Source organism: Pseudomonas sp. ICBG1301, assembly GCF_016918385.1.
GTDB lineage: Bacteria > Pseudomonadota > Gammaproteobacteria > Pseudomonadales > Pseudomonadaceae > Aquipseudomonas > Aquipseudomonas palleroniana.
Window position 1 is genome coordinate 59203 of the sequence record NZ_JAEKGB010000007.1, and the last position, 23333, is coordinate 82535.

General features: G+C 61.6%; 20 protein-coding genes. 12 read left to right on the forward strand and 8 right to left on the reverse strand.

Translation table 11 applies throughout. The features are described 5' to 3' along the window. Window positions 1–53: 53 nt before the first annotated feature. Window positions 54–254: a hypothetical protein gene (locus JBE38_RS17950; protein ID WP_003172389.1), complete on the reverse strand. Its 201-nt coding sequence runs from the start codon at window positions 252–254 to the stop codon at window positions 54–56. A gap of 556 nt (window positions 255–810) precedes the next feature. Between JBE38_RS17950 and pcaR the strand changes: the two genes are divergently transcribed. The 11 genes from pcaR to pcaC all read left to right on the forward strand — a co-directional run bounded on the left by pcaR (window position 811) and on the right by pcaC (window position 11690). Beyond that, entirely contained in the window at window positions 811–1653 is an 843-nt protein-coding gene (gene pcaR / locus JBE38_RS17955; protein WP_060753787.1) for a pca regulon transcriptional regulator PcaR, read from the forward strand. A gap of 144 nt (window positions 1654–1797) precedes the next feature. Further along, window positions 1798–3138: an MFS transporter gene (locus JBE38_RS17960; protein WP_060753786.1), complete on the forward strand. Its 1341-nt coding sequence runs from the start codon at window positions 1798–1800 to the stop codon at window positions 3136–3138. Between the two features lie 172 nt (window positions 3139–3310). Next, window positions 3311–4168, forward strand: coding sequence for a CoA transferase subunit A (locus tag JBE38_RS17965; RefSeq protein ID WP_060753785.1), 858 nt, complete (start codon window positions 3311–3313; stop codon window positions 4166–4168). Further along, on the forward strand, window positions 4168–4947 hold the full coding sequence (locus tag JBE38_RS17970) for a CoA-transferase subunit beta (protein WP_198762038.1): 780 nt from the start codon (window positions 4168–4170) through the stop codon (window positions 4945–4947). The genes JBE38_RS17965 and JBE38_RS17970 overlap by 1 nt, the downstream gene beginning before the upstream one ends. Continuing rightward, window positions 4944–6149 (forward strand): 3-oxoadipyl-CoA thiolase, encoded by a 1206-nt coding sequence (gene pcaF, locus JBE38_RS17975; RefSeq protein WP_205344914.1) that lies wholly within the window; start codon window positions 4944–4946, stop codon window positions 6147–6149. Before JBE38_RS17970 ends, pcaF begins: the two co-directional genes overlap by 4 nt. Window positions 6150–6167: 18 nt before the next feature. Further along, on the forward strand, window positions 6168–6872 hold the full coding sequence (gene pcaH / locus JBE38_RS17980; RefSeq protein WP_205344791.1) for a protocatechuate 3,4-dioxygenase subunit beta: 705 nt from the start codon (window positions 6168–6170) through the stop codon (window positions 6870–6872). Window position 6873: 1 nt separating this feature from the next. Continuing rightward, the gene (gene pcaG, locus JBE38_RS17985) at window positions 6874–7440 is read left to right on the forward strand and encodes a protocatechuate 3,4-dioxygenase subunit alpha (RefSeq protein ID WP_060753781.1); all 567 of its coding nucleotides are present in this window, start codon (window positions 6874–6876) and stop codon (window positions 7438–7440) included. 166 nt (window positions 7441–7606) lie between these two features. Continuing rightward, window positions 7607–8902: an MFS family transporter gene (locus tag JBE38_RS17990; RefSeq protein WP_104995741.1), complete on the forward strand. Its 1296-nt coding sequence runs from the start codon at window positions 7607–7609 to the stop codon at window positions 8900–8902. Between the two features lie 9 nt (window positions 8903–8911). Continuing rightward, window positions 8912–10276 (forward strand): 3-carboxy-cis,cis-muconate cycloisomerase, encoded by a 1365-nt coding sequence (locus JBE38_RS17995; RefSeq protein ID WP_205344792.1) that lies wholly within the window; start codon window positions 8912–8914, stop codon window positions 10274–10276. 10 nt (window positions 10277–10286) lie between these two features. Next, entirely contained in the window at window positions 10287–11078 is a 792-nt protein-coding gene (gene pcaD, locus JBE38_RS18000) for a 3-oxoadipate enol-lactonase (RefSeq protein WP_205344793.1), read from the forward strand. A 219-nt stretch (window positions 11079–11297) separates the two neighbouring features. Continuing rightward, window positions 11298–11690, forward strand: coding sequence for a 4-carboxymuconolactone decarboxylase (gene pcaC / locus JBE38_RS18005; RefSeq protein ID WP_060753777.1), 393 nt, complete (start codon window positions 11298–11300; stop codon window positions 11688–11690). Here pcaC and JBE38_RS18010 read toward each other — a convergent pair whose 3' ends face one another. The 5 genes from JBE38_RS18010 to JBE38_RS18030 all read right to left on the reverse strand — a co-directional run bounded on the left by JBE38_RS18010 (window position 11691) and on the right by JBE38_RS18030 (window position 19865). Further along, complete coding sequence (locus JBE38_RS18010) at window positions 11691–12590, reverse strand: polysaccharide deacetylase family protein (RefSeq protein ID WP_060753776.1); 900 nt, start codon at window positions 12588–12590, stop codon at window positions 11691–11693. An 83-nt stretch (window positions 12591–12673) separates the two neighbouring features. Continuing rightward, the gene (locus tag JBE38_RS18015; protein WP_205344794.1) at window positions 12674–13924 is read right to left on the reverse strand and encodes an OprD family porin; all 1251 of its coding nucleotides are present in this window, start codon (window positions 13922–13924) and stop codon (window positions 12674–12676) included. 173 nt (window positions 13925–14097) lie between these two features. Beyond that, window positions 14098–15555: an AdeC/AdeK/OprM family multidrug efflux complex outer membrane factor gene (adeC, locus tag JBE38_RS18020; RefSeq protein ID WP_205344795.1), complete on the reverse strand. Its 1458-nt coding sequence runs from the start codon at window positions 15553–15555 to the stop codon at window positions 14098–14100. Further along, on the reverse strand, window positions 15552–18713 hold the full coding sequence (locus tag JBE38_RS18025) for an efflux RND transporter permease subunit (protein ID WP_161549735.1): 3162 nt from the start codon (window positions 18711–18713) through the stop codon (window positions 15552–15554). The genes adeC and JBE38_RS18025 overlap by 4 nt, the downstream gene beginning before the upstream one ends. Before the next feature lie 3 nt (window positions 18714–18716). Continuing rightward, a complete protein-coding gene (locus JBE38_RS18030) occupies window positions 18717–19865 on the reverse strand; it encodes an efflux RND transporter periplasmic adaptor subunit (RefSeq protein ID WP_060753772.1) in 1149 nt (382 codons plus the stop codon). 265 nt (window positions 19866–20130) lie between these two features. Here JBE38_RS18030 and JBE38_RS18035 point away from each other — a divergent pair, with 265 nt between their 5' ends. After that, a complete protein-coding gene (locus tag JBE38_RS18035; RefSeq protein ID WP_090366301.1) occupies window positions 20131–20763 on the forward strand; it encodes a TetR family transcriptional regulator in 633 nt (210 codons plus the stop codon). A 317-nt stretch (window positions 20764–21080) separates the two neighbouring features. Here the strand turns inward: JBE38_RS18035 and JBE38_RS18040 are convergent, their stop codons facing one another. After that, window positions 21081–22136: an alkene reductase gene (locus JBE38_RS18040; protein ID WP_104995748.1), complete on the reverse strand. Its 1056-nt coding sequence runs from the start codon at window positions 22134–22136 to the stop codon at window positions 21081–21083. 27 nt (window positions 22137–22163) lie between these two features. Then, a complete protein-coding gene (locus tag JBE38_RS18045) occupies window positions 22164–23330 on the reverse strand; it encodes an MFS transporter (protein WP_090366298.1) in 1167 nt (388 codons plus the stop codon). Between the last annotated feature and the right edge of the window lie 3 nt (window positions 23331–23333).

Below are 23333 nucleotides of genomic sequence, written 5' to 3' on the forward strand. Positions count from 1 at the left end.
CCGTTGGTGGACCGGCGGAGACAGCAAAAACCGCAAGGCTCATGTCGAAGTGCTTATGGCTCTTCGGCTTTGAGCTCCTGTTCGATCTTTTGAATTTCCTGGGCGAATGCCTGGTCCAGCAGGCTGGCTCGTTTGCGCCATGGCTTGCGTTCCGGCTCAGGTTGGGCGGCGTAGGTGGTGACTTCCCCGCCGTAAACGTCCTTGTAACGTTGTTCCTGGCGCTCAAGTTCCGCGCGCAGTTCGTCTTTCGTCACAGTGTTACCTAATTGAGTTGAGTGTATGTGTTGTGCAACGCGGTGCGTGAGAGTCGTCCCGGGGCTATGCCAAGTATGAACAGTGCAACCGTTCAAGTTTGAAGCAAAGGCCAGGGAACGTTATCTCTAAACCGACTATTTGTTTTTATTACCGGCGCGGCCTACAACCCGCTGCGCCTGATGAGCTCCAATCCCGACAGCGTTACCGGGCTGACCTCTGTACACGCTGCATTATAGCGGCGCACACGAATAACACTATCATCATGAAGTTAAAAAAACTCAACGCCGTGTGAGGGGGTTGTTACAAGTTTGCGTCTCAATTTTCGATATACCGCGTCATAAAGTCTGCCCTCATCTCAATATCGGCGCAGTACGCTTCTTTCATGTTCATCGCTCAGTGTTAAGACTTGATGTACCCGGCAAATTGCGATAATCGGATGGTTGTCCGATAATCGCCCAATGTTGCCTTGGCGACCTTGTGCATCGGTCTGTGCGACTGGTAATAGCTAATCGCTGCCAACCCTCCCGGCGATTGAAAATAAGATAGGGCCCCGAAATGAACGATCAATTGCGCAATTCCTTCGCATCCGTCGCGCCGCCGATCGTGGCTTCACCGGCCAAGCGTATCCAGGCGTTTACGGGGGATCCGGATTTCATGACATCCCTGGCGCGAGGCTTGGCCGTGGTGCAGGCGTTCCAGGAGCGCAAGCGCCACCTGACGATCGCCCAGATAAGCCACCGTACCGAAATCCCCCGCGCCGCCGTGCGCCGTTGCCTGCATACCTTGATCAAACTCGGCTACGCCACCACGGATGGACGTACCTATTCGCTGCTGCCCAAAGTCTTGACCCTGGGCCATGCCTATTTGTCCTCCACGCCTCTGGCGGTGTCGGCCCAGCCCTATCTGGACCGTATGAGCGAGCAGCTCCACGAAGCGTGCAACATGGCGACGCTGGAGGGCGACGACATACTTTATATCGCCCGTTCGGCCACCACCCAGCGCCTGATTTCCGTGGACCTGTCGGTGGGGGGGCGCCTGCCGGCGTATTGCACTTCCATGGGCCGCATTCTGCTGGCGGCGCTGGATGATTCCTCGCTCAAGGACTACCTCGATCACGCCGACCTGCAAACCAAGACCAGCCGCACCCTGACCACGCCGCAAGCCTTGCTCGAATGCCTGCAACAAGTGCGTCAGCAGGGCTGGTGCATCGTCGATCAGGAGCTGGAACAGGGGCTGCGTTCGATTGCCGTGCCGGTGTATGACGCCTCGGGCCAGGTGCTGGCCGCGCTGAATGTGAGCACCCACGCCGGGCGGGTCAGTCGCAACGAGTTGGAGCAGCGCTTCTTGCCGAGCATGCTCAGCGCCAGCCGTGAGCTGAGCACGCAGTTGTTTGCCTAAGTGTTCGGTGACCGCACAGATCCCGGCCTGATCAATTGACGGTGTTTCCCCTGGCTTATTAATGTGCGGCAGCGCTATCGCTGCCCCCAATAATAATCACGGCCTCAGGTCGTCGGCCCGCCCATCGGTGTGGAAATAACAATAATGAATCAGCCTTCTGTCGGCACCAACCTGGACGTACAGTCCTTTATCAATGCCCAGCCATTGTCTCGCTATCAGTGGCGCGTGGTGATCCTGTGTTTTCTGATTGTCTTCCTCGACGGCCTCGACACCGCCGCCATGGGCTTTATCGCGCCTGCGCTGTCCCAGGACTGGGGCATCGACCGCGCCAGCTTGGGCCCGGTGATGAGTGCCGCGTTGATCGGCATGGTCTTCGGCGCGCTGGGCTCCGGTCCGTTGGCCGACCGCTTCGGGCGCAAAGTGGTGCTGGTGGGCGCGGTGCTGGTGTTTGGCGCGTTCAGCCTGGCCTCGGCCTACAGCACCAGCGTCGATCAGTTGCTGGTGTTGCGCTTCCTCACCGGGCTGGGCCTGGGGGCGGGCATGCCGAATGCCACCACGCTGCTGTCCGAATACACCCCGGAGCGTCACAAATCGTTGCTGGTCACCAGTATGTTCTGTGGCTTCAACCTGGGCATGGCAGGGGGCGGGTTTATTTCGGCCAAGCTGATTCCGGCCTTCGGCTGGCATAGCCTGCTGCTGATTGGTGGCATCCTGCCGTTGATCCTGGCGCTGGTGCTATGGGTATGGCTGCCGGAATCGGCGCGCTATCTGGTGGTGCGCAATCGCGGTAGCGACAAGGTGCGCAAAACCTTGTCACCGATTGCGCCCGACCTGGTCGCCCAGGCCACCAGCTTCAGTGTGCCCGAGCAGAAAACCGTCAAGGCGCGCAACGTGTTTGCGGTGATTTTCTCCGGCACCTACAGCGCTGGCACGTTGCTGCTGTGGCTGACTTACTTCATGGGGTTGGTGATTGTTTACCTGCTGACCAGTTGGCTGCCGACCCTGATGCGTGACAGCGGCGCCAGCATGGAGCAAGCCGCGTTTATCGGCGCGTTGTTCCAGTTTGGTGGCGTACTGAGCGCGGTCGGCGTGGGTTGGGCGATGGACCGGTTCAATCCGCACAAGGTCATCGGTACTTTCTATCTGTTGGCCGGGGTGTTTGCCTACGCGGTGGGGCAGAGTCTGGGCAATATCACCCTGCTGGCGACCTTGGTGCTGATCGCCGGGATGTGCGTCAACGGTGCGCAATCGGCGATGCCGTCACTGGCCGCACGTTTCTACCCGACCCAGGGCCGCGCCACCGGCGTGTCGTGGATGCTCGGCATCGGCCGCTTCGGCGCCATCCTTGGCGCATGGATGGGCGCCACCTTGCTCGGCCTGGGCTGGAACTTCGAGCAGGTACTGACCGCCCTGGTGATTCCGGCGGCGTTGGCCACCACGGCTGTCGTGATCAAAGGCATGGTCAGCCACGCCGACGCGACCTGAGCCTCTGCCACTTTGCCTGCGTTTGGCAAACGATTAGCTAGGCAACAATCGGTTCGATAATCGAACGCTGAGTCGATTATCGGATTGTTTGGCCGATTTTCCCGGCTTAATCTTCAAGCACTTCGGCGCCACCTCAGCGCCTTTTTCGATCCATATCGGGAGCCCGAACCCCATGGCTGAAATTCTCGCGCTGCGTGACGCGGTGAAGCAATTTGTGAACGACGGCGACACCGTCGCTCTGGAAGGCTTCACCCATCTGATCCCTACGGCAGCGGGTCATGAAATCATTCGTCAGGGCAAGAAAGACCTGACGCTGGTGCGTATGACGCCTGACCTGATCTACGACCAGTTGATCGGTGCCGGTTGCGCCCGCAAGCTGATTTTCTCCTGGGGCGGCAACCCGGGCGTGGGCTCCCTGCACCGGCTGCGCGACGCGGTCGAGAAGCAATGGCCGCAACCGTTGGAAATTGAAGAACACAGTCACGCCGACCTGGCCAATGCCTACGTCGCCGGCGCATCCGGCCTGCCGTTCGCGGTGCTGCGCGCCTACGCAGGTTCCGACCTGCCCAAGGTCAACCCGCTGATCAAGTCCGTGACTTGCCCGTTCACCGGTGAAGTGCTGGCGGCGGTGCCGTCGGTACGTCCGGACGTCACCGTGATCCACGCGCAAAAGGCCGACCGCAAGGGCAACGTGCTGCTGTGGGGTATTTTGGGGGTGCAGAAGGAAGCGGCACTGGCCGCCAAGCGTTGCATCGTCACCGTCGAAGAAATCGTCGATGACCTGAATGCGCCGATGAACAGCTGCGTCCTGCCGACCTGGGCCCTGACTGCGGTGTGCCATGTACCCGGTGGTGCGCACCCGTCCTACGCTCATGGCTACAACGAGCGTGATAACCGCTTCTACCAAGCGTGGGACCCAATCGCCCGCGACCGTGGGACCTTTACCGCATGGATTGATGAATACATCCGCGGTACCGCCGACTTCACTGAATTCCAGGCCAAGCTGGCCACCGCGCAGGAGGCCAAGTAATGGCTTACTCGACCAATGAAATGATGACCGTCGCCGCTGCGCGCCGCCTCAAGAACGGCTCCGTATGCTTCGTTGGGATCGGCCTGCCGTCCAAGGCCGCCAACCTGGCGCGACTGACCTCGTCGCCGGATGTGGTGCTGATCTACGAATCCGGCCCGATTGGCGCCAAGCCATCGGTATTGCCGCTGTCCATCGGTGACGGCGAGCTGGCGGAAACCGCCGACACCGTGGTCCCGACCGGTGAGATCTTCCGTTACTGGCTGCAAGGCGGGCGCATTGACGTCGGCTTTCTCGGCGCCGCCCAGGTTGACCGCTTCGGCAACATCAACACCACCGTGGTCGGTGACTACCACCAGCCTAAAGTGCGCCTGCCCGGTGCCGGCGGTGCGCCGGAGATCGCCGGTTCCGCCAAGAGCGTGTTGATCATCCTCAAGCAGTCGGCGCGTTCGTTTGTCGACAAGTTGGACTTCATTACTTCGGTCGGTCATGGCGAAGGCGGTGACTCGCGTAAACGCCTGGGCCTGCCGGGCGCGGGGCCGGTAGGCATTATTACTGACCTGTGCATCATGGAGCCGGAAGAGGGCACCCATGAGTTCGTGGTCACCACGCTGCACCCTGGGGTCACCCGTGAGCAAGTCATCGCCGCAACCGGTTGGCCTGTTCGTTTTGCCGAGCAGGTCGACACCACGGCCGAACCGACCGATCTGGAGCTGACCGCTCTGCGTGACCTTGAAGCCCGCACTGCCGCCGCCCATGGCCAAGCCCCCGGAGAAGCCTGATGCGCGATGTGTTTATCTGTGACGCTATTCGTACGCCCATTGGCCGTTTTGGCGGCGGCCTGTCTACCGTACGCGCCGATGACTTGGCGGCGCTGCCGATCAAGGCCTTGATCGAGCGCAACCCATCGGTGGACTGGAATGCTGTGGATGAAGTGTTCCTCGGCTGCGCCAACCAGGCCGGTGAAGACAACCGCAACGTCGCCCGTATGGCGCTGTTGCTGGCGGGCCTGCCTGCAAGCGTTCCCGGTGTGACCCTCAATCGCCTGTGCGCCTCGGGCATGGATGCAATCGGCACCGCTTTCCGCGCCATCGCCAGTGGCGAAATGGAGTTGGCAATCGCCGGCGGCGTTGAGTCGATGTCCCGTGCACCGTTCGTGATGGGGAAGGCTGACGCGGCGTTTTCGCGCAACATGAAACTGGAAGACACCATCATCGGCTGGCGCTTTATCAACCCGTTGATGAAAGCGCAGTACGGTGTGGATGCCATGCCGCAGACCGCCGATAACGTCGCTGACGACTACAAGGTGTCCCGCGCCGACCAGGACGCCTTCGCCCTCCGCAGCCAGCAACGGACTGCTGCCGCACAAGCCGCCGGGTTCTTCGCCGAGGAAATCGTGCCGGTACGCGTTGCCCATAAGAAAGGCGAGACCGTCGTCGAGCAAGATGAACATCCACGGGCTGACACCACCCTGGAAGCCCTGAGCAAACTCAAGCCGGTCAACGGCCCCGACAAGACTGTCACTGCCGGCAATGCCTCGGGTGTGAACGATGGTGCGGCAGCGCTGATCCTCGCTTGCGCCGAAGCCGTAAAGAAACACGGTTTGACCGCCCGTGCACGGGTACTGGGCATGGCCAGCGCCGGTGTCGCGCCGCGTGTGATGGGGATCGGACCGGTGCCCGCCGTGCGCAAACTGGTGGAACGCCTGGGCCTGGCGGTCACCGATTTTGATGTGATCGAGCTCAATGAAGCCTTCGCCAGCCAGGGTTTGGCGGTGCTGCGCGAGTTGGGTCTGGCCGACGACGCGCCGCAGGTCAACCCGAACGGCGGCGCCATTGCCCTGGGCCACCCGCTGGGTATGAGCGGTGCGCGTTTGGTGCTGACCGCACTGCATCAGCTTGAAAAGACCGGTGGGCGCAAAGGCCTGGCGACCATGTGTGTGGGCGTCGGCCAGGGCTTGGCCCTGGCGATTGAACGCATCTAAATAAGAGAGGATTGCTCCATGAGTGACAAGCCCGGATACCGGCGCCCGCAAGCGGGTACTCAACCGGATTACCTGCACCCGGCCTACCAGTCGACGAACCTGCGTTCGCCGTCCAAGCCATTGGTGTTCCTGCCCCATTCGTTGTCGGAAATTACCGGCCCGACCATCGGTGCCGAGCGGGTCAACCCGAAGGACAACGACCTCACCGCACAGCATGAAGGCGACCCCCAGGGCGAACGCATCATCATTCATGGCCGTGTGCTGGACGAAAACGGCTCGCCGGTGCCCGGTATTCTTGTGGAGATCTGGCAGGCCAACTCCGCCGGGCGCTACAACCACAAGAACGACCTGCACGACGCGCCGCTGGACCCGAATTTCACCGGAACCGGCCGCACCGTCACCGACGCCGACGGCTGGTATCAGTTCCAGACCATCAAGCCCGGCGCCTACCCGTGGGGCAACCACCACAACGCGTGGCGGCCTGCGCATATCCACTTCTCGCTGTTCGGCCCGAGCGTGCTGACGCGGCTGGTCACGCAGATGTATTTCCCCGGCGACCCGTTGCTCGAATATGACCCGATCTACAACTGCGTACCGGACACCTCGGCCAAGCAGCGCCTGATCGCCCGTTTCGACCTGGAAAAAACCATTCCTTCCTATGCCCTCGGCTACCGCTGGGACATCGTCCTGCGCGGCCGCGACGCCACGCCGATGGAGAAATGAGATGACACTCAACGCGACTACGTCCCACACCGTCGGGCCGTATTACCACATTGGCCTGACCTGGCTGAACCGTGAAGACCTGACCGTGCCGGCCACCCTCGGCGAACGTGTGGCGATCAGTGGGCAGGTGGTGGATGGCAAGGGTAATGTCGTCAACGACGCCATGCTTGAAGTGTGGCAAGCCAATGCTGCCGGTAAATATGACCACCCGGAAGATGAGCAGGACAAGGCCGTCGACCCGAACTTCGAAGGTTTCGGCCGGGTGCCGGTGGATGCCGAAGGGCGTTTCCGCTTTACCACCATCAAGCCGGGTGCGGTGCCGGGGCTGAACGGCACGACCCAGGCGCCTCACCTGGTGGTCCTGGTGTTTGCCCGTGGGTTGGTGAAGCACTTGCTCACGCGGATTTATTTTGATGGCGAGGCGCTGAACGGGGACGACCCGTTGCTGGCCTGTGTACCGGCTGAGCGTCGTAGCACCTTGATTGCCCGGCAGGATGCCGGGGGTGTCTATCAGTGGAATGTGATTTTGCAGGGCACAGACAAGGAAACGGTGTTCTTCGATTATTGATCAGTAGCAGCGGCAAGTTACAAGCTGCAAGTCTCAAGGAAAAGCAGTGATCGCGGCCGCTCTTCTCTTGCAGCTTGTAGCTTGAAACTTGCAACTGTTCCAAATGCGGAACATGGTTGTTGCAAAGTATGTCTAGGCTATAACCGTTCCCACTGAGTAAAAAAACATGACAACAACAACGAGTCACTACACCGGAGAAGAACGCAGCAAACGGATTTTTGCGATTGTCGGTGCTTCCTCCGGCAACCTTGTCGAATGGTTCGACTTCTATGTCTATGCCTTCTGCGCCATTTACTTTGCGCCGGCGTTTTTTCCGTCGGACAACCCCACGGTTCAACTGGTCAACACCGCCGGTGTGTTCGCCGCCGGGTTCCTGATGCGGCCCATTGGTGGCTGGCTGTTTGGTCGGGTAGCCGATAAGCACGGCCGTAAAAACTCGATGATGATCTCGGTGTTGATGATGTGCGCCGGCTCCCTGGTCATCGCCTTTCTGCCGACCTATAACGCCATTGGCGTCTGGGCGCCGATCCTGCTGCTGGTGGCGCGCTTGTTCCAGGGGCTGTCGGTGGGCGGCGAGTACGGCACCACCGCGACCTACATGAGTGAAGTGGCGCTCAAGGGCCAACGGGGTTTCTTTGCCTCCTTCCAGTATGTGACGCTGATCGGCGGGCAACTGCTGGCCGTGCTGGTGGTGGTGATCCTGCAACAGATCCTCACTGAAGACGAACTGCGGGCCTGGGGCTGGCGGATTCCATTCGTGATCGGCGCCGTCGCGGCGGTGATTTCGCTGCTGCTGCGCCGCTCGTTGAAAGAAACCACCAGCAAGGAAATGCGCGAAGACAAAGACGCCGGCAGCATTGCCGCGTTGTTCCGCGACCACAAAGCCGCGTTTATCACGGTGCTGGGCTACACCGCCGGCGGCTCGCTGATTTTCTATACTTTCACCACTTACATGCAGAAGTACCTGGTGAACACCGTCGGCATGCATGCCAAGACGTCGAGCTACATCATGACCGGTGCGCTGTTTTTGTATATGTGCATGCAGCCGGTATTCGGCATGTTGGCGGACAAGATCGGCCGACGTAACTCGATGCTGTGGTTCGCCGGCCTTGGCACGCTTTTTACCGTGCCGATCCTGCTCACTTTGAAAACCGTCAGCAGCCCGTTCCTGGCATTCGTGCTGATCACCCTGGCCTTGGCGATCGTGAGCTTCTACACCTCCATCAGCGGCCTGGTCAAAGCGGAGATGTTCCCGCCCCAGGTGCGTGCCTTGGGCGTGGGCCTGGCCTACGCGGTGGCCAACGCGATCTTTGGCGGCTCTGCGGAGTTCGTCGCGCTGAGCCTCAAATCCATCGGCCTGGAAAACAGCTTCTATTGGTACGTCACGGCGATGATGGCAATCGCTTTCCTGTTCAGCTTGCGCCTGCCGAAACAGGCGGCGTATCTGCACCACGATCTCTAGGGATGAGTTATGACACTGCGCACGAGCAATCAACTGTTCGACGCTTACTTCACTGCTGACAGCATGGCCGAGGTGTTCTGCGACCAGGGACGCCTGCAGGGCATGCTGGATTTCGAAGCGGCGCTGGCCCGGGCCGAGGCCCGGGTCGGGCTGATTCCACAGGCCGCCGTGGCGCCGATTGCCCAGGCGTGCCTGGCGTCGCTGTACGACGTCGATGCGCTCGGCGCGGCGATTGCCACGGCGGGCAATTCGGCGATTCCATTGGTCAAGGCGCTGGGCAAGTTGATTGCCGCTGAAGACGCCGGCGCCGAACGCTATGTGCACCTGGGCGCCACCAGCCAGGATGTGATGGACACCGGCCTGGTGCTGCAACTGCGGCGCGCTGTGGCGTTGATCGAAACGGACTTGGCGCAGTTGGGTGGCGTTCTGGCTGCTCAAGCGCAGCGTTATGCGAGCACCCCTCTGGCCGGGCGCACCTGGTTGCAACACGCGACGCCGGTGACGCTGGGCATGAAAATCGCCGGATGGCTGGGGGCGGTGACACGCTGCCGCCAGCGTCTTGCCGAACTGAAGCCGCGCCTGCTGGTGCTGCAGTTTGGCGGTGCTTCCGGCACGCTCGCGGCGCTGGGCGAACAGGCCATGCCGGTGGCCGAGGCGCTGGCGGACGAGTTGCAGTTGAGCTTGCCCGAGCAACCCTGGCATACCCAGCGTGATCGCTTGGTGGAGTTCGCCGCCAGCCTTGGCCTGATCGCCGGCAGCCTCGGCAAACTGGGGCGCGATGTCAGCCTGCTGATGCAGACCGAAGCGGCGGAAGTATTCGAGCCCTCGGCGCCAGGCAAGGGCGGTTCGTCGACCATGCCCCACAAGCGCAACCCCGTGGGCGCGGCTGTATTGATCAGCGCCGCCACACGCGTGCCCGGCCTGGTCGCGACGATGTTCAGTGCCATGCCCCAGGAGCATGAGCGCAGCCTGGGCCTATGGCACGCCGAATGGGAAACCTTGCCGGAGATCTGTCGCCTGGTGTCCGGCGCCTTGAAGCAGGCGTTGCAGGTGATCGAGGGGCTTGAGGTCGATGCGCAGCGCATGGCGCACAACCTCGACCTGACCCAAGGCCTGGTGTTGGCCGAAGCGGTCAGCATCGTGCTGGCCCAGCGCCTGGGCCGTGAGACCGCGCATCATTTGCTGGAACACTGCTGCAAACGGGCCGTTGCCGAAGGGCGCCATCTGCGCACCGTGCTGGCGGACGAACCGCGCATCACCCCCGAGTTGTCGGCGGCTGAACTGGACCGGCTGCTTGACCCGGCCCACTACCTGGGCCAGGCGCAAACCTGGGTGACCCGCGCAGTGGCCGACCATTTTGCATTGACCGCCTGAGGAGAACGCTGTGGCTTTTGTACAACTCGCCGAGGGCGAACTGCATTACCAACTGGACGGACCGGCCGACGCGCCGGTGCTGGTGCTGTCCAACTCCCTGGGCACCGACCTGCATATGTGGGACCTGCAGATCCCGGCCTTTGCCCGGCATTTTCGCGTGTTGCGTTTCGACACCCGCGGCCACGGCCAATCCCTGGTGACGCCGGGGCCGTACAGCATCGAGCAGCTCGGCCATGATGTGATCGCGTTGCTTGATGCGCTGGATATCCAGCGTGCGCATTTCTGTGGCCTGTCCATGGGCGGGTTGATTGGCCAATGGCTGGGCATTCACGCCGGTAAACGCCTGCACCGCCTGGTGGTGTGCAACACCGCCGCCAAGATCGGCACGCCCGAGGTCTGGAACCCACGCATAGAAATGGTCCTGCGCGACGGCGCGGCGGCGATGGTGGCCTTGCGCGATGCGTCCATTGCACGCTGGTTCACGGCGGATTTCGCCGCGGCCAACCCGCATCAGGCCAAGCTGATCACCGATATGCTCGCTGCGACTTCGCCCGAGGGTTATGCGGCGAATTGCGCGGCGGTGCGCGATGCCGATTTTCGTGAGCAACTGGCTTCGATCAATGTCCCGACCCTGGTGATTGCCGGCACTGAAGATGCCGTGACGCCACCGGCCGGCGGGCACTTTATTCAGAACCATGTGAAGGGCGCCGAATACGCCGAGTTCTACGCGGCGCACCTATCCAACGTTCAAGCGGGCGCGGCGTTCAGCGACCGCGTCCTGGACTTTCTACTGGCCCATTAATGTAGTGAGCGGGCTTGTCCTAATGCTAGTCAGTTAAGCGATAGAACGGACGATGAATAACTTGTGGGAGGGGGCTTGCTCCCGATGAGGGTATGCCAGTCAGCAGTTTATCGACTGACCCACCGCTATCGGGAGCAAGCCCCCGCCCACAGTGACAGCGTTAAACCTTAACTGACTGGCATTAGGGCAAGCCCGCTCACTACAAGTGAGGAATTTTTTGTGGACGAGAAACAACGTTACGCCGATGGCCTGCAGGTACGCCGCGAGGTACTGGGCGATGCCCACGTCGATCGCAGCCTCAATGCCCTGACCGAGTTCAACAGCGAGTTCCAGGAGATGATCACCCGTCATGCCTGGGGCGATATCTGGACCCGGCCCGGGTTGCCACGGCACACCCGCAGCCTGATCACCATCGCCATGTTGATCGGCATGAACCGCAGCGAAGAGCTGAAACTGCACCTGCGCGCCGCCGCCAGCAACGGCGTGACCCGTGCCGAGATCAAGGAAGTATTGATGCAGAGCGCGATCTACTGCGGCATTCCGGCGGCGAATGCGACGTTCCACCTGGCGGAGTCGGTGTGGGATGAGCTGGGGGTTGAGTCTCGGCAGTGATCAGTGGGAGTCGGCATCCCACACCCAATTCCATACCCCAGGCAGATGCACCGGCTCATTCACATCCTTGACCGTGCGTGCCAGCGCGGCGCGTTCCAGGGTGGCATGGTCGGTGTAGAAGGGTTCGGCGGCGGTTTTCATGCCGTTGATCCGCGCACTGTCCAGCAGGATCTGCAGATACTCCTGCATATGCCGTGCGGTGTAGCGGTTGATGTCGTGGAAGGTCACCACTACGGGGATCACCCCGTCCACCGTGGGCAGTTCGCCCAAGGCAATGCGTTCGCGCACCACTGACAGTTGCCGGTACAGGTTGGCGCGGCGACGCGGGCTGCCATTGAACCCCCAGATCTTGCCGTCGTTGGCACTCAAGTCCGTCAGCAACACCTGCAGGTGGTGGCGCTGGTAGGCCGCGAAGGTGCGTTTGTCGTAGTTCCAGAAGGGCGGGCGAACCAGCCGGGGCGGGGTTCCCGTGATGGCGGCGATATCTGCCGAACCCTGGGTGAGGGTGCTTTCCAATTCGGCATCATTGAGCCAGCGATGGTTGGTATGAAACGCGGTGGCCGTGTGGAATGCCAGGATATGCCCGGCGGCATACTCACGCTCCATGGTCTTGTGACCACGCGGGTTGCCCCCCGAGCGCGAGGCTTCGGTCTGCAGGAAGAACACCGCCTTGATGCCCGGCAACACCGGGTTTTTCGCCAGGTCCGCGATTACCGAACGGCTCGGGTTGTTATAGCCCGAGGCGCTGGGGCCGTCATCGAAGGTCAGCAGAAATCGGATCGGCGCCTGGGCCTGCAAACGCTGCGCGGTCTGCGGCGTCAGGGCAATAGGTGCACTGATGCAGCCGTTGAGGCTCAAGGCCAGGGCTAGCAGGGCAGTCGCTAAGGCGAGGGCTTTCATGGTGGACGCGGGCTCGAATAAAGGCCGCTGCTGGGTGCTTCAGCAGCGGCAGGCGCGCACCATACAGTAAGTGTGACGCCGGTTTACAGCAGGCTGATCGGGTAACTGACGATCAACCGGTTTTCATCGAACTCGTTGTTGCTGTAGTCCCTGCGCATCGTGGAATTGCGCCAGCGTACGTTGAGGTTTTTCAGGCTTCCACTCTGCACGGTGTAGCCCACTTCGCTTTCACGCCCCCACTCCTTGCCGTCGGTGATCGTGCCGGTGTGCACGTTGCTGCCGCTGATGTAGCGGTTCATCAAGGTCAGGCCCGGGATGCCGAGGGCGGCGAAGTTGTAGTCGTGGCGCACTTGCCAGGATTTCTCCTGGGCGTTGTCGTAGCTGGAGTTGTAGCTGTCGTTGGCCAGGGTGCCGCCGCTGGTGCCGTTGACGCGCATCCAGGCATTGTTGCCGGTGAGTTTTTGCAGGCCGACGTAGAAGGTGTTGCCGCCGTAGCGCGCGGAAAACAGGCCGGACCAGGTCTTGTTGTCCAGGCTGCCGGCGCGGGCGCTGCCATCGTCCTTGCCATAGAAAAAGCCAAGGTTGGCGCCCAGGGTCCAGTCGCCCACGGGTTGGCTGTGGATCAGGTTGACGAATTGCTGGCGGTAGATGTCCTTGAGCTGGGCGTTCCACAGGCCGACCTGGGTGCGTTTGTCATTGAACGCGTATTCCGCGCCTTGGAAGTTGAAACGGTCGGAGGTGAACGCCGCTTTGCCGGTCATGGACATGTCGCTCATGCTGCTGTCGTCACGCGGGCTGTTGGCGCGGAACTGGCCGCCATATAGCGTCAGGCCGTCGATCTCTTTGGAAGTAATCTGCCCGCCGCGCAGGGTCTGCGGCAGCGAGCGGCCGTCGTCGGCCCGCAGGATCGGCAGTACCGGCATCCATTCGCCGACCTTCACTTCGGTCTTCGAAATGCGCGTCTTGAACGCTACGCCGAGGCGTCCGAAGTTATCGGCCGGGCGGCCATCGTGATCCAGCGGCAACAGTTGGGTGCCGCCGGTGCCGCGTCCACCGTCGAGCTTTTGTGAGTACAAGCCCTGCACGTCCAGGCCGAAACCCACGGTGCCCTGGGTAAAGCCGGACTTGGCGTCGAGGATGAAACTCTGCGTCCACTCCTGCGCGCCGCCCTGGCTTTTGGTCGGGTTGGTGAAATTGCGGTTGAAGAAGAAATTGCGCAGGTTGAGGTTGGCGCTGGCGTCTTCGAGAAAGCCGTGTTCTTCGGCGACCACGGGGAGGGCAAGGCTGGCGACAGCGGTGGCCAGCAACAGCTGGCGCGGGTGGAAAATGCTCATGGCGTTGGACCTGTTGTTATTGGGGTTGTGCAGGTGGCGGCCATGGTGCTTGGCGCTATGGGAGCGTTGAAAGTGGGGGAGAGCGGGTTGTGTGCGATGATCGAACGAAAGCTGTTGAAGGCATGCAAAATAAAAAGCCCACCAAAAGGTGGGCTTCGTTTACGTCGCGCAGATCAGAACAACTTCATCTTCGGCGCTTCTTCTTTCAACGGCTCGTTCTTCGCCGTCTGCTCGTTCCAGCCACCGCCGAGGGCCTTGTACAGGTTGACCTCGCTGGTCAGCTGCGCCAGGCGGTCGGTGATCAGCGATTGCTGGGCACTGAACAGTTGGCGCTGTGCGTCGAGGAACGTCAGGTTGCTGTCGACACCAATGCGGTAGCGACGCTCGGCCAGGCGGTAGTAATCCTGGTTGGCTGCGACGAAACCACGTTGGGCGTCCAGTTGCTGCTTATAGGTCGCACGTGCGGCGAGGCCGTCGGAGACTTCCTGGAAGCCGGTCTGGATGGCTTTCTCGTAGTTGGCCACGTTGATCTCTTTCTGGATCTTCGAGTAGTCCAGGCTTGCGCGCAGGCTACCGGCGTTGAAGATAGGGATGTTGATCTGCGGGGCAAACGACCAGGTGCCCGAGCCGCCTTTGAACAGGCCGCCCAGGTTAGGGCTGGCGGTACCGGCGCTGGCGGTCAGGCTGATGCTCGGGAAAAACGCTGCCCGCGCGGCGCCGATATTGGCGTTGGCGGCCTTGAGGTTGTACTCGGCCTGCACGATGTCGGGACGCCGTTGCAGCAGGTCCGACGGCAAGCCGGCCGGCACTTCGCTGAGCAGGTCATCCGACAGCGGCTTGCTGGCCAGATTGGCCGGCAGGCCGGTACCCAGCAGCAGGGTCAGGCTGTTTTCGTCCTGGGCCACCTGGCGCGTATAGCGGGCAAGCTGCACGCGCGCGTTTTCCACCGAGGTACGCGACTGGCTGAGGTCGAGGGCCGAGGCCACGCCGACTTCGTTGCTGCGCGAGGTCAACCGATAGCTCTCCTCGAAGGCGCCCAAGGTCTCCTGGGTCAGCTTGAGCAGTTCCTTGTCGGCCTGCCAGGTCAGGTAGGCGTTGGCCACGCTGGCCACCAGGCTGATCTGGGTACTGCGCCGTGCTTCTTCAGTGGCGAAGTACTTTTGCAGGGCTTCTTCGCTCAGGCTGCGTACGCGACCGAACAGGTCCAGCTCATACGAACTGATCCCGAGGCCGGCCGAGTATTGGCTGTTGATGCTCGCCTCGCCGGTCTGCGACAGGCGGGCCGGAGTGCGCGAGCGGCTGCCGCTGCCCGTGGCCGAAACGGCCGGGAACAGGTCGGCACGCTGGATCTGGTACTGCGCCGCATACGCGTCGATGTTCAGCGCCGCGACGCGCAGGTCACGGTTGTTCACCAGCGCGGTCTGGATCAGCTGTTGCAGGGCCGGGTCATGGAAAAACTGTTTCCAGCCTTGCTCTGCAGCGGCCTGGCCCGGCGCCTGGGCCGACGAATACGCCGGCCCCTGCGGGAACTGGGCAGCTACCGGCGCCTCGGGGCGCTGGTAGTCAGGTATCAAGGAGCAGCCACTGAGCACGAATGCGGTGACGGCCAGGGAAATTAGCGACTTGCTCATTGGCCAGCCTCTTTAGGAGTTTCAATGGCCACCGGCTTCTTGCGTTCGCCGGCGGAGGACACGGTAGCGTAGAACAGTGGCACCCAGAAGATCGCCAGGACAGTCGCCGTGATCATACCGCCGATCACGCCGGTACCGATTGCATGCTGGCTGCCTGAACCTGCGCCGGTGGAAATCGCCAGCGGCAGTACGCCGAGCATGAACGCCATGGACGTCATGATGATCGGGCGCAGACGCATGCGGGACGCTTCGATGGCGGCCTCGACGATGCCCTTGCCCTGTTCGTGGAGCTCTTTGGCGAACTCCACGATCAGGATGGCGTTTTTCGCCGCCAGACCGACGGTTACCAGCAGGCCCACCTGGAAGAACACGTCGTTGGACAGGCCGCGCAGGCTGGTGGCGATCAAGGCACCGATCACACCCAGCGGCACCACCAGAATCACCGCAATCGGGATCGACCAGCTTTCGTACAGGGCCGCGAGGCACAGGAACACCACCAGCAGCGACAGGGCGTACAGCGCAGGCGCCTGGGAGCCGGAGAGGCGTTCTTCATATGACAGGCCGGTCCACGAGTAGCCGACACCGGCCGGCAGACTCTTGGCAATGCGCTCGACTTCCGCCATCGCGTCACCGGTACTGTAACCAGGTGCCGGAGTACCGAGGATTTCCATCGCCGCTACACCGTTATAACGCGAGAGCTTGGGCGAGCCATAGATCCACTTGCCCGACGAGATGGCCGACAGGGGCACCATCTTCCCGGAGGTGCTGCGTACGTACCATTTGTCCAGGTCTTCCGGCGACATGCGGCTGGCCGCGTCACCCTGCACGTACACCTTCTTCACACGACCACGGTCGATGAAGTCGTTGACGTAGCTGCCACCCAGGGCAATCGCCAGGGTCTGCTGGATTTCCGACAGGCTGATGCCCTGGGCACTGGCCTTCTCGTCGTCAACGGTCAGTTCGTACTGCGGCTCATCGTTCACGCCGTTGGGGCGCACGCCTGCCAGGATCTTGCTTTGCGCCGCAGCACCGAGGAACTGGTTACGCGCATCCATCAACTTCTGGTGGCCGACGCCGCCCTGGTCTTGCAGGAACACGTCGAAACCGGTGGCGTTACCCAGTTCCAGAACCGAAGGCGGCACGATGGCAAAGACCATGGCGTCCTTGAAGGCCCCGAAGAAGTAACCCTGGGCCCGCTTCGCGACCTCGAACACCGATTGCGAAGCATCCCGCTCGCCCCATGGCTTGAGCATCACGAACGCAAGGCCCGAGCTCTGGCCACGGCCGGCGAAGTTGAAGCCGTTCACGGTAAATACCGACTTCACGGCCTTGCCTTCGCCCGGCTCGCCTTCCTTGTCGTTGAGCAGGAAGGCACGCATGTCGTCGATGACTTTTTGCGTACGTTCAGCCGACGAACCGACCGGCGTCTGCACCTGGGCAAAGATCACACCCTGGTCTTCCTCTGGCAGGAACGCGCTTGGAATACGGGTGAACATCCAGATCATGCCGGCCAGGATCAGCGCATACACCAGGAACGCTGGAATCTTGTGCTTGATCATGCCGCCCACGCCGCGCTCGTACTTCTGAACGCCGCGATCAAAGGTGCGGTTGAACCAGCCGAAGAAGCCGCGCTTGGGTTGGCCGTGTTTTTCCGGGTCGATCGGCTTGAGCATGGTGGCGCACAAGGCCGGGGTAAAGATCAGGGCAACCAGTACCGACAACGCCATCGCCGAAACAATGGTGATGGAGAACTGTCGGTAGATCACACCGGTGGAACCACCGAAGAAGGCCATCGGCAAGAGTACCGCCGACAATACCAGGGCAATACCCACCAGGGCACCCTGGATCTGGCCCATGGACTTGACCGTCGCCTCCTTGGGCGAGAGGTGTTCCTCGGCCATGACCCGCTCGACGTTTTCCACCACGACGATGGCATCGTCCACCAGCAAGCCGATGGCCAGGATCATGCCGAACATGGTCAGGGTGTTGATGGTGAAGCCGGCTGCCGCGAGGATGCCGAAGGTACCCAGCAATACCACCGGTACCGTCATGGTGGTGATGATGGTGGCGCGGAAGTTCTGCAGGAACAGGAACATCACCAGGAACACCAGCACGATCGCTTCGACCAGGGTGTCGACTACCCCGGAGATCGACTCGGTCACCACCGGGGTGGTGTCATACGGCACCACCGCCTTCATGCCTGGCGGGAAGAACGGTTCCAGGGAGGCCACGGTGGCACGGATCGCCTTGCCGGTGTCCAGGGCGTTGGCGCCGGCTGCCAGCTTGATGGCCATACCGGAGGCCGGCTTGCCGTTGAACTGTGCACTGATGCTGTAGTTCTGGCCACCCAGCTCGATACGAGCCACGTCGCCCAGGCGAACCTGCGAGCCGTCGGCGTTCACCTTCATCAGGATCTTGGCGAACTCTTCGGCGCTTTGCAGACGGGTCTTGCCGATGATGGTGGCGTTCAGCTGGGTGCCGGGCAGGGCAGGCAGGCCGCCCAACTGGCCGGTCGCGACCTGGACGTTCTGGGCCGAGATGGCGTTGCTGACGTCTACCGGCGTGAGCTGGTAGTTGTTCAGCTTGGCCGGGTCGAGCCAGATACGCATGGCGTATTGCGAACCGAACACCTGGAAGTCACCCACACCGGCGGTCCGGGAAATCGGGTCCTGGATGTTGGAAACGATGTAGTTGGACAGGTCGTCCTTGGTCATGCTGCCGTCTTCCGACACCAGACCGATCACCATCAGGAAGTTCTTCACCGACTTGGTCACGCGGATACCCTGCTGCTGCACTTCTTGCGGCAGCAATGGGGTCGCCAGGTTCAGCTTGTTCTGCACCTGAACCTGGGCGATGTCCGGGTTGGTACCCTGGTTGAACGTCGCGGTGATGGTCATGCTGCCGTCGGAGTTACTGTCCGAGGCGACATAACGCAGGTTGTCGATACCGTTGAGCTGTTGCTCGATCACCTGCACCACGGTGTCCTGCACGGTTTGTGCGGACGCGCCTGGGTAGGTCACCTGGATGTCGATGGCGGTTGGCGCGATGGCCGGGTATTGGTTGATGGGCAACTTCAGGATCGACAGTGCCCCGACCAGCATGATCACCAGGGCGATTACCCAGGCAAAAATGGGACGGTCGATAAAAAATTTCGACATGAATTACTCCCCTTTACCAGCAGCGGCAGCAGGTGCTGCAGCCGTACCGGCGGGTTTAGCGTTATCAGCGTCCTTGACCTTGACTTCGATGCCCGGCTTGATGAACTGCAGGCCCTCGGTGATCACGCGGTCACCGGCCTTCAGGCCATCTTCCACCAGCCAATAGGCGCCGGCAGTGCGGTTCGCCACCAGGACGCGCTGTTCGACCTTGTTGTCCTGGTTCACGACCAGTGCCGTCGGGATGCCCTTGAGGTCACGGGTCACGCCTTGCTGCGGCGCCAGGATAGCCTTGCTGTTCACACCGGCTTGCAGTTGGGCGTGGACGAACATGCCCGGCAGCAGGGTGTGGTCAGGGTTGGGGAACACGGCGCGCAGGGTCACGGAACCGGTGGTCTGGTCGACCGACACTTCCGAGAATTCCAGCTTGCCGTCCAGGCCGTAGGCGGTGCCGTCTTCCAGGGTCAGCTTGACCTTGGCGGCGTTGTCGCCAGCTTTTTGCAGCTGGCCGCTTTCCAGGTCGCGGCGCAGTTTCAGCATTTCAGCCGAGGACTGCGTGACGTCGACGTAGATCGGGTCCAGTTGCTGGATCACGGCCAGTGCATCGGTCTGGCCATTGCTGACCAGCGCGCCTTCGGTCACCGAAGAACGGCCGATACGCCCGGAGATCGGCGCGAACACTTTGGTGTAGCGCACGTTGATCTGGGCGGTTTGCACGTTGGCTTCGGCGGTCATGCGGTTGGCCACGGCGGTGTCGTATTCCTGACGACTGACGGCCTGCTCATTGACCAACTGCTTGTAGCGGTCGCTGATGGACTTGGTCTGGGTCAGGCTGGCTTGGGCGCTTTTCAGGGTGGCCTCATACACCGACGGGTCGATCTGGTAGAGCTGCTGCCCTTCCTTCACGTCGCCGCCTTCCTTGAACAGGCGCTTGAGAATGATGCCATTGACCTGGGGGCGGACTTCCGCAATGCGGTAAGCCGTGGTGCGGCCCGGCAGTTCAGTGGTCAGGGTAAAGGCTTGCGGTTGAATGGTGACCACGCCGACCTGAGGGGTTTGAGCGGGCGGAGCCGCTTCTTCCTTTTTACATCCGCTGAGCAGCGATGCCAGGGCGACGGCAGTGACCAGAGCGGTAACAGCTGGCTTAAGTTGCATGAAGATCCTCGGGTCAGGCGCGCAGAGTGCGCACAAGCAGTGTGGAAGGGTAAAAAACAAGCTGTGAGTAGATAAGTAGCTTGCTACGCAATATACTTACGTTCATGGTTGTTTGTAAACTCTTGACAGGCTTCGCGCAATGTTGACAAAGCACCGCTGAAAGCCTCGATTCTAGTACGTTCGGCGCCCCTGACGGCGTCGTCCCACAATTATTCAGATGCTCGTTACCGATCATCCCAAGTGTTCTGATTGAGGTTTTACTGCCATGGTTCGTCGCACCAAAGAGGAAGCTCAGGAAACGCGCAGCCAGATTCTCGAGGCCGCCGAGCACGCCTTTTATCAGCGCGGCGTCGCGCGGACCACGCTGGCGGACATCGCCACGCTGGCCGGCGTGACACGCGGTGCCATTTACTGGCATTTCAGTAACAAGTCGGACTTGTTCCAGGCATTGCTGGACACACTGCACGAACCCCTGGACGAATTGGCCAGGGCGAGTGAAAGCGAGGATGAAGTCGACCCGCTGGGCTGTATGCGCAAGCTGTTGATTCATCTTTATCATCAAGTGGCCCTGGACCCGAAAACCCGTCGCATCAACGAAATCCTGTTTCATAAGTGCGAGTTCACCGACGAAATGTGTGACATGCGGCGCCAACGCCAGACCCACAGTCTTGAGTGCAACCTGCGCATCGGCCTGACGTTGCGTAACGCGGTCAATCGGGGACAACTGCCGGAAAACCTGGACACTACCCGTGGTGCCGTGTGCATCCACGCCTACATCCACGGCTTGATTGGCCAATGGCTATTGGTGCCTGACAGCTTCCAACTGCACCAGGACGCCGAGCGTTGGGTGGATACAGGGCTGGACATGCTGCGCCTGAGCCCCAGCCTGCGCAATTAAGACAAAATGCGTAATTGCTTCCAGTTGTGTCAACGGCAAATTCCAGAAACAGTCAATCGCCCCTTCGCGTGATGGGTAGGATGACTTTATATACGGGCTGACCGGCGGTTGATAGGTAGCCGCCTAAGTATTTTGTAGCGATTTTGTTGCAAGCCTGTGAAGGAATGTTTCCTCATAGGCTATATAAAGCAAAATGTGGGAGGGGGCTTGCTCCCGATAGCACAGTGTCAGTCGCCTGATTCGTTGGCTGACACACCGCTATCGGGGGCAAGCCCCCTCCCACATTTTATTGTCGTACTACTTATTCAGAGTGACGCTCAAAGCGCCAGCGTCGGGTAGTCGATGTAACCCACCGGGCCTTTGCCGTAGAAGGTTTCCGGGTGCGCTTCGTTCAGCGGCGCATCGGCCTTCAGACGGGCCGGCAGGTCCGGGTTGGCAATGAACGGTACGCCGAAGGCCACCGCATCCGCCTTGCCGGCGGCCAGCCAGGCGTTGGCGCTGTCCTTGGTGAAGCGCTCGTTGGCGATGTACGGGCCGCCGAAGGCTTTTTTCAGCTGTGGGCCGAGACTGTCGGCACCTTCTTTTTCGCGGGAGCAGATGAAGGCGATACCACGTTTGCCCAGTTCGCTCGCGACGTAGGTGAAGGTTTCCGCCAGGTTCTCGTCGCCCATGTCATGGGAGTCGGCGCGCGGAGCCAAGTGTACGCCCACACGGCCGGCACCCCAGACTTCAATCGCAGCGTCGGTCACTTCCAGCAGCAGGCGCGCCCGGTTTTCCAGGGAGCCGCCATAGTTGTCGGTACGCTGGTTGGTGCTGCTTTGCAGGAACTGGTCGAGCAGGTAGCCGTTGGCGCCGTGGATTTCCACACCGTCAAAACCTGCGGCCTTGGCGTTTTCCGCACCCACGCGGTAGGCGTCGACGATGTCGGCGATTTCAGCGGTTTCCAGGGCGCGCGGGGTAGGGTAGTCGGCCAGTGGGCGCACCAGGCTGACGTGGCCTTTAGGCTGGATGGCGCTCGGGGCCACCGGCGTTTCGCCGTTCAGGTAGGACTCATGCGAGATGCGCCCTACGTGCCACAGTTGCAGGAAAATCTTGCCGCCCGCGCCGTGCACGGCCTTGGTGACATTCGCCCAGCCGCGTACTTGGTCGTTGGACCAGATGCCCGGAGTGTCAGGGTAACCCACGCCCATCGGCGTGACCGAAGTGGCTTCGCTGAGGATCAGCCCGGCGGAAGCACGTTGCACGTAGTACTCGGCCATCAGTGCATTGGGAACGCGACCGGCATCGGCGCGGCAACGGGTCAGCGGCGCCATGATGATGCGGTTGGACAGTTCCAGGTCGCCCAGTTTGATCGGATCGAAAATAGTCGTCATGGGAAAACACTCTCTCTATTAAGTTGATCAGTTGGTCGCAGGTGCCAGGTCGGCGTCGCCGCCCTGACGGAAAGTCATCAAGGTCACCAGCAGCGCGAGCACCGCCAGGGCACCGGCGGCCAGGGGCACACTGGTCAGGCCGAGGCCGTGGGCAATCACACTGCCGCCCACCCAGGCGCCGAGGGCGTTGCCGACATTGAAAGCGCCGATGTTCAGGGTGGACACCAGGTTCGGTGCAGCCTTGCCGAAGGTCACCACGTTGATTTGCAGTGCAGGGACGGCGGCGAACGCAGCGGTGGCCCACAGGAACAGGGTGATTTCAGTCGGGATCAGTGCGGCGCTGGTCCAGCTCAGTACGGTGGAAACCACCGCCATGCTGATGAACACGCCGATCAAGGTGGCGCCCAGGCGTTTGTCCGCCAGCTTGCCGCCGATGATGTTGCCCAGGGTGAGGCCCAGGCCGATCAGCAACAGCGTCCAGGTCACGCCCTTGGGCGACACGCCGGTGACATCGCCCAGCAACGGCGCGACGTAGGTAAAGAGCGTGAACATGGACGCTGAAAACAGCGCGGTCATGCTCAGCGACAGCCAGATACCGGCGCCCTGCAGCGCTTTGAGTTCGGCGCGCATGTCGAGTTTTTCTTCATCACGCTTGGCGGGCAGGAAGCGCATCAGACCGATCAACGCCACCACGCCAATCACGGTGACGGCCCAGAAGGTCGAGCGCCAGCCGGCTGCCTGGCCCAGCGCCGTGCCCAATGGCACGCCAAGCACGTTGGCCAGGGTCAAGCCGGTGAACATCAAGGCCACGGCCGAGGCACGCTTGTTGGCGGGCACCAGGTTGGCGGCCACCACCGAACCGATACCGAAGAAGGCACCGTGGCACAGCGCGGTCACCACGCGGGCAAACATCAGCACGTTGTAGTCGCTGGCCAGGGCGCAGAGCAGATTGCCGATAATGAAGATGCCCATCAGCACTACCAGGGCGGCCTTGCGTGGCAGCTTGGCGGTCGCCAATGCCATGAAGGGCGCGCCGATGGCCACGCCCAGGGCGTAGCCGGTCACCAGCCAGCCGGCACCTGGAATCGACACACCCAAGTCTGCCGCCACATCGGGCAACAAGCCCATGATGACGAACTCGGTGGTGCCGATGGCAAAGGCGCTCAGGGCCAGTATGAGTAGCGAGAGAGGCATTAT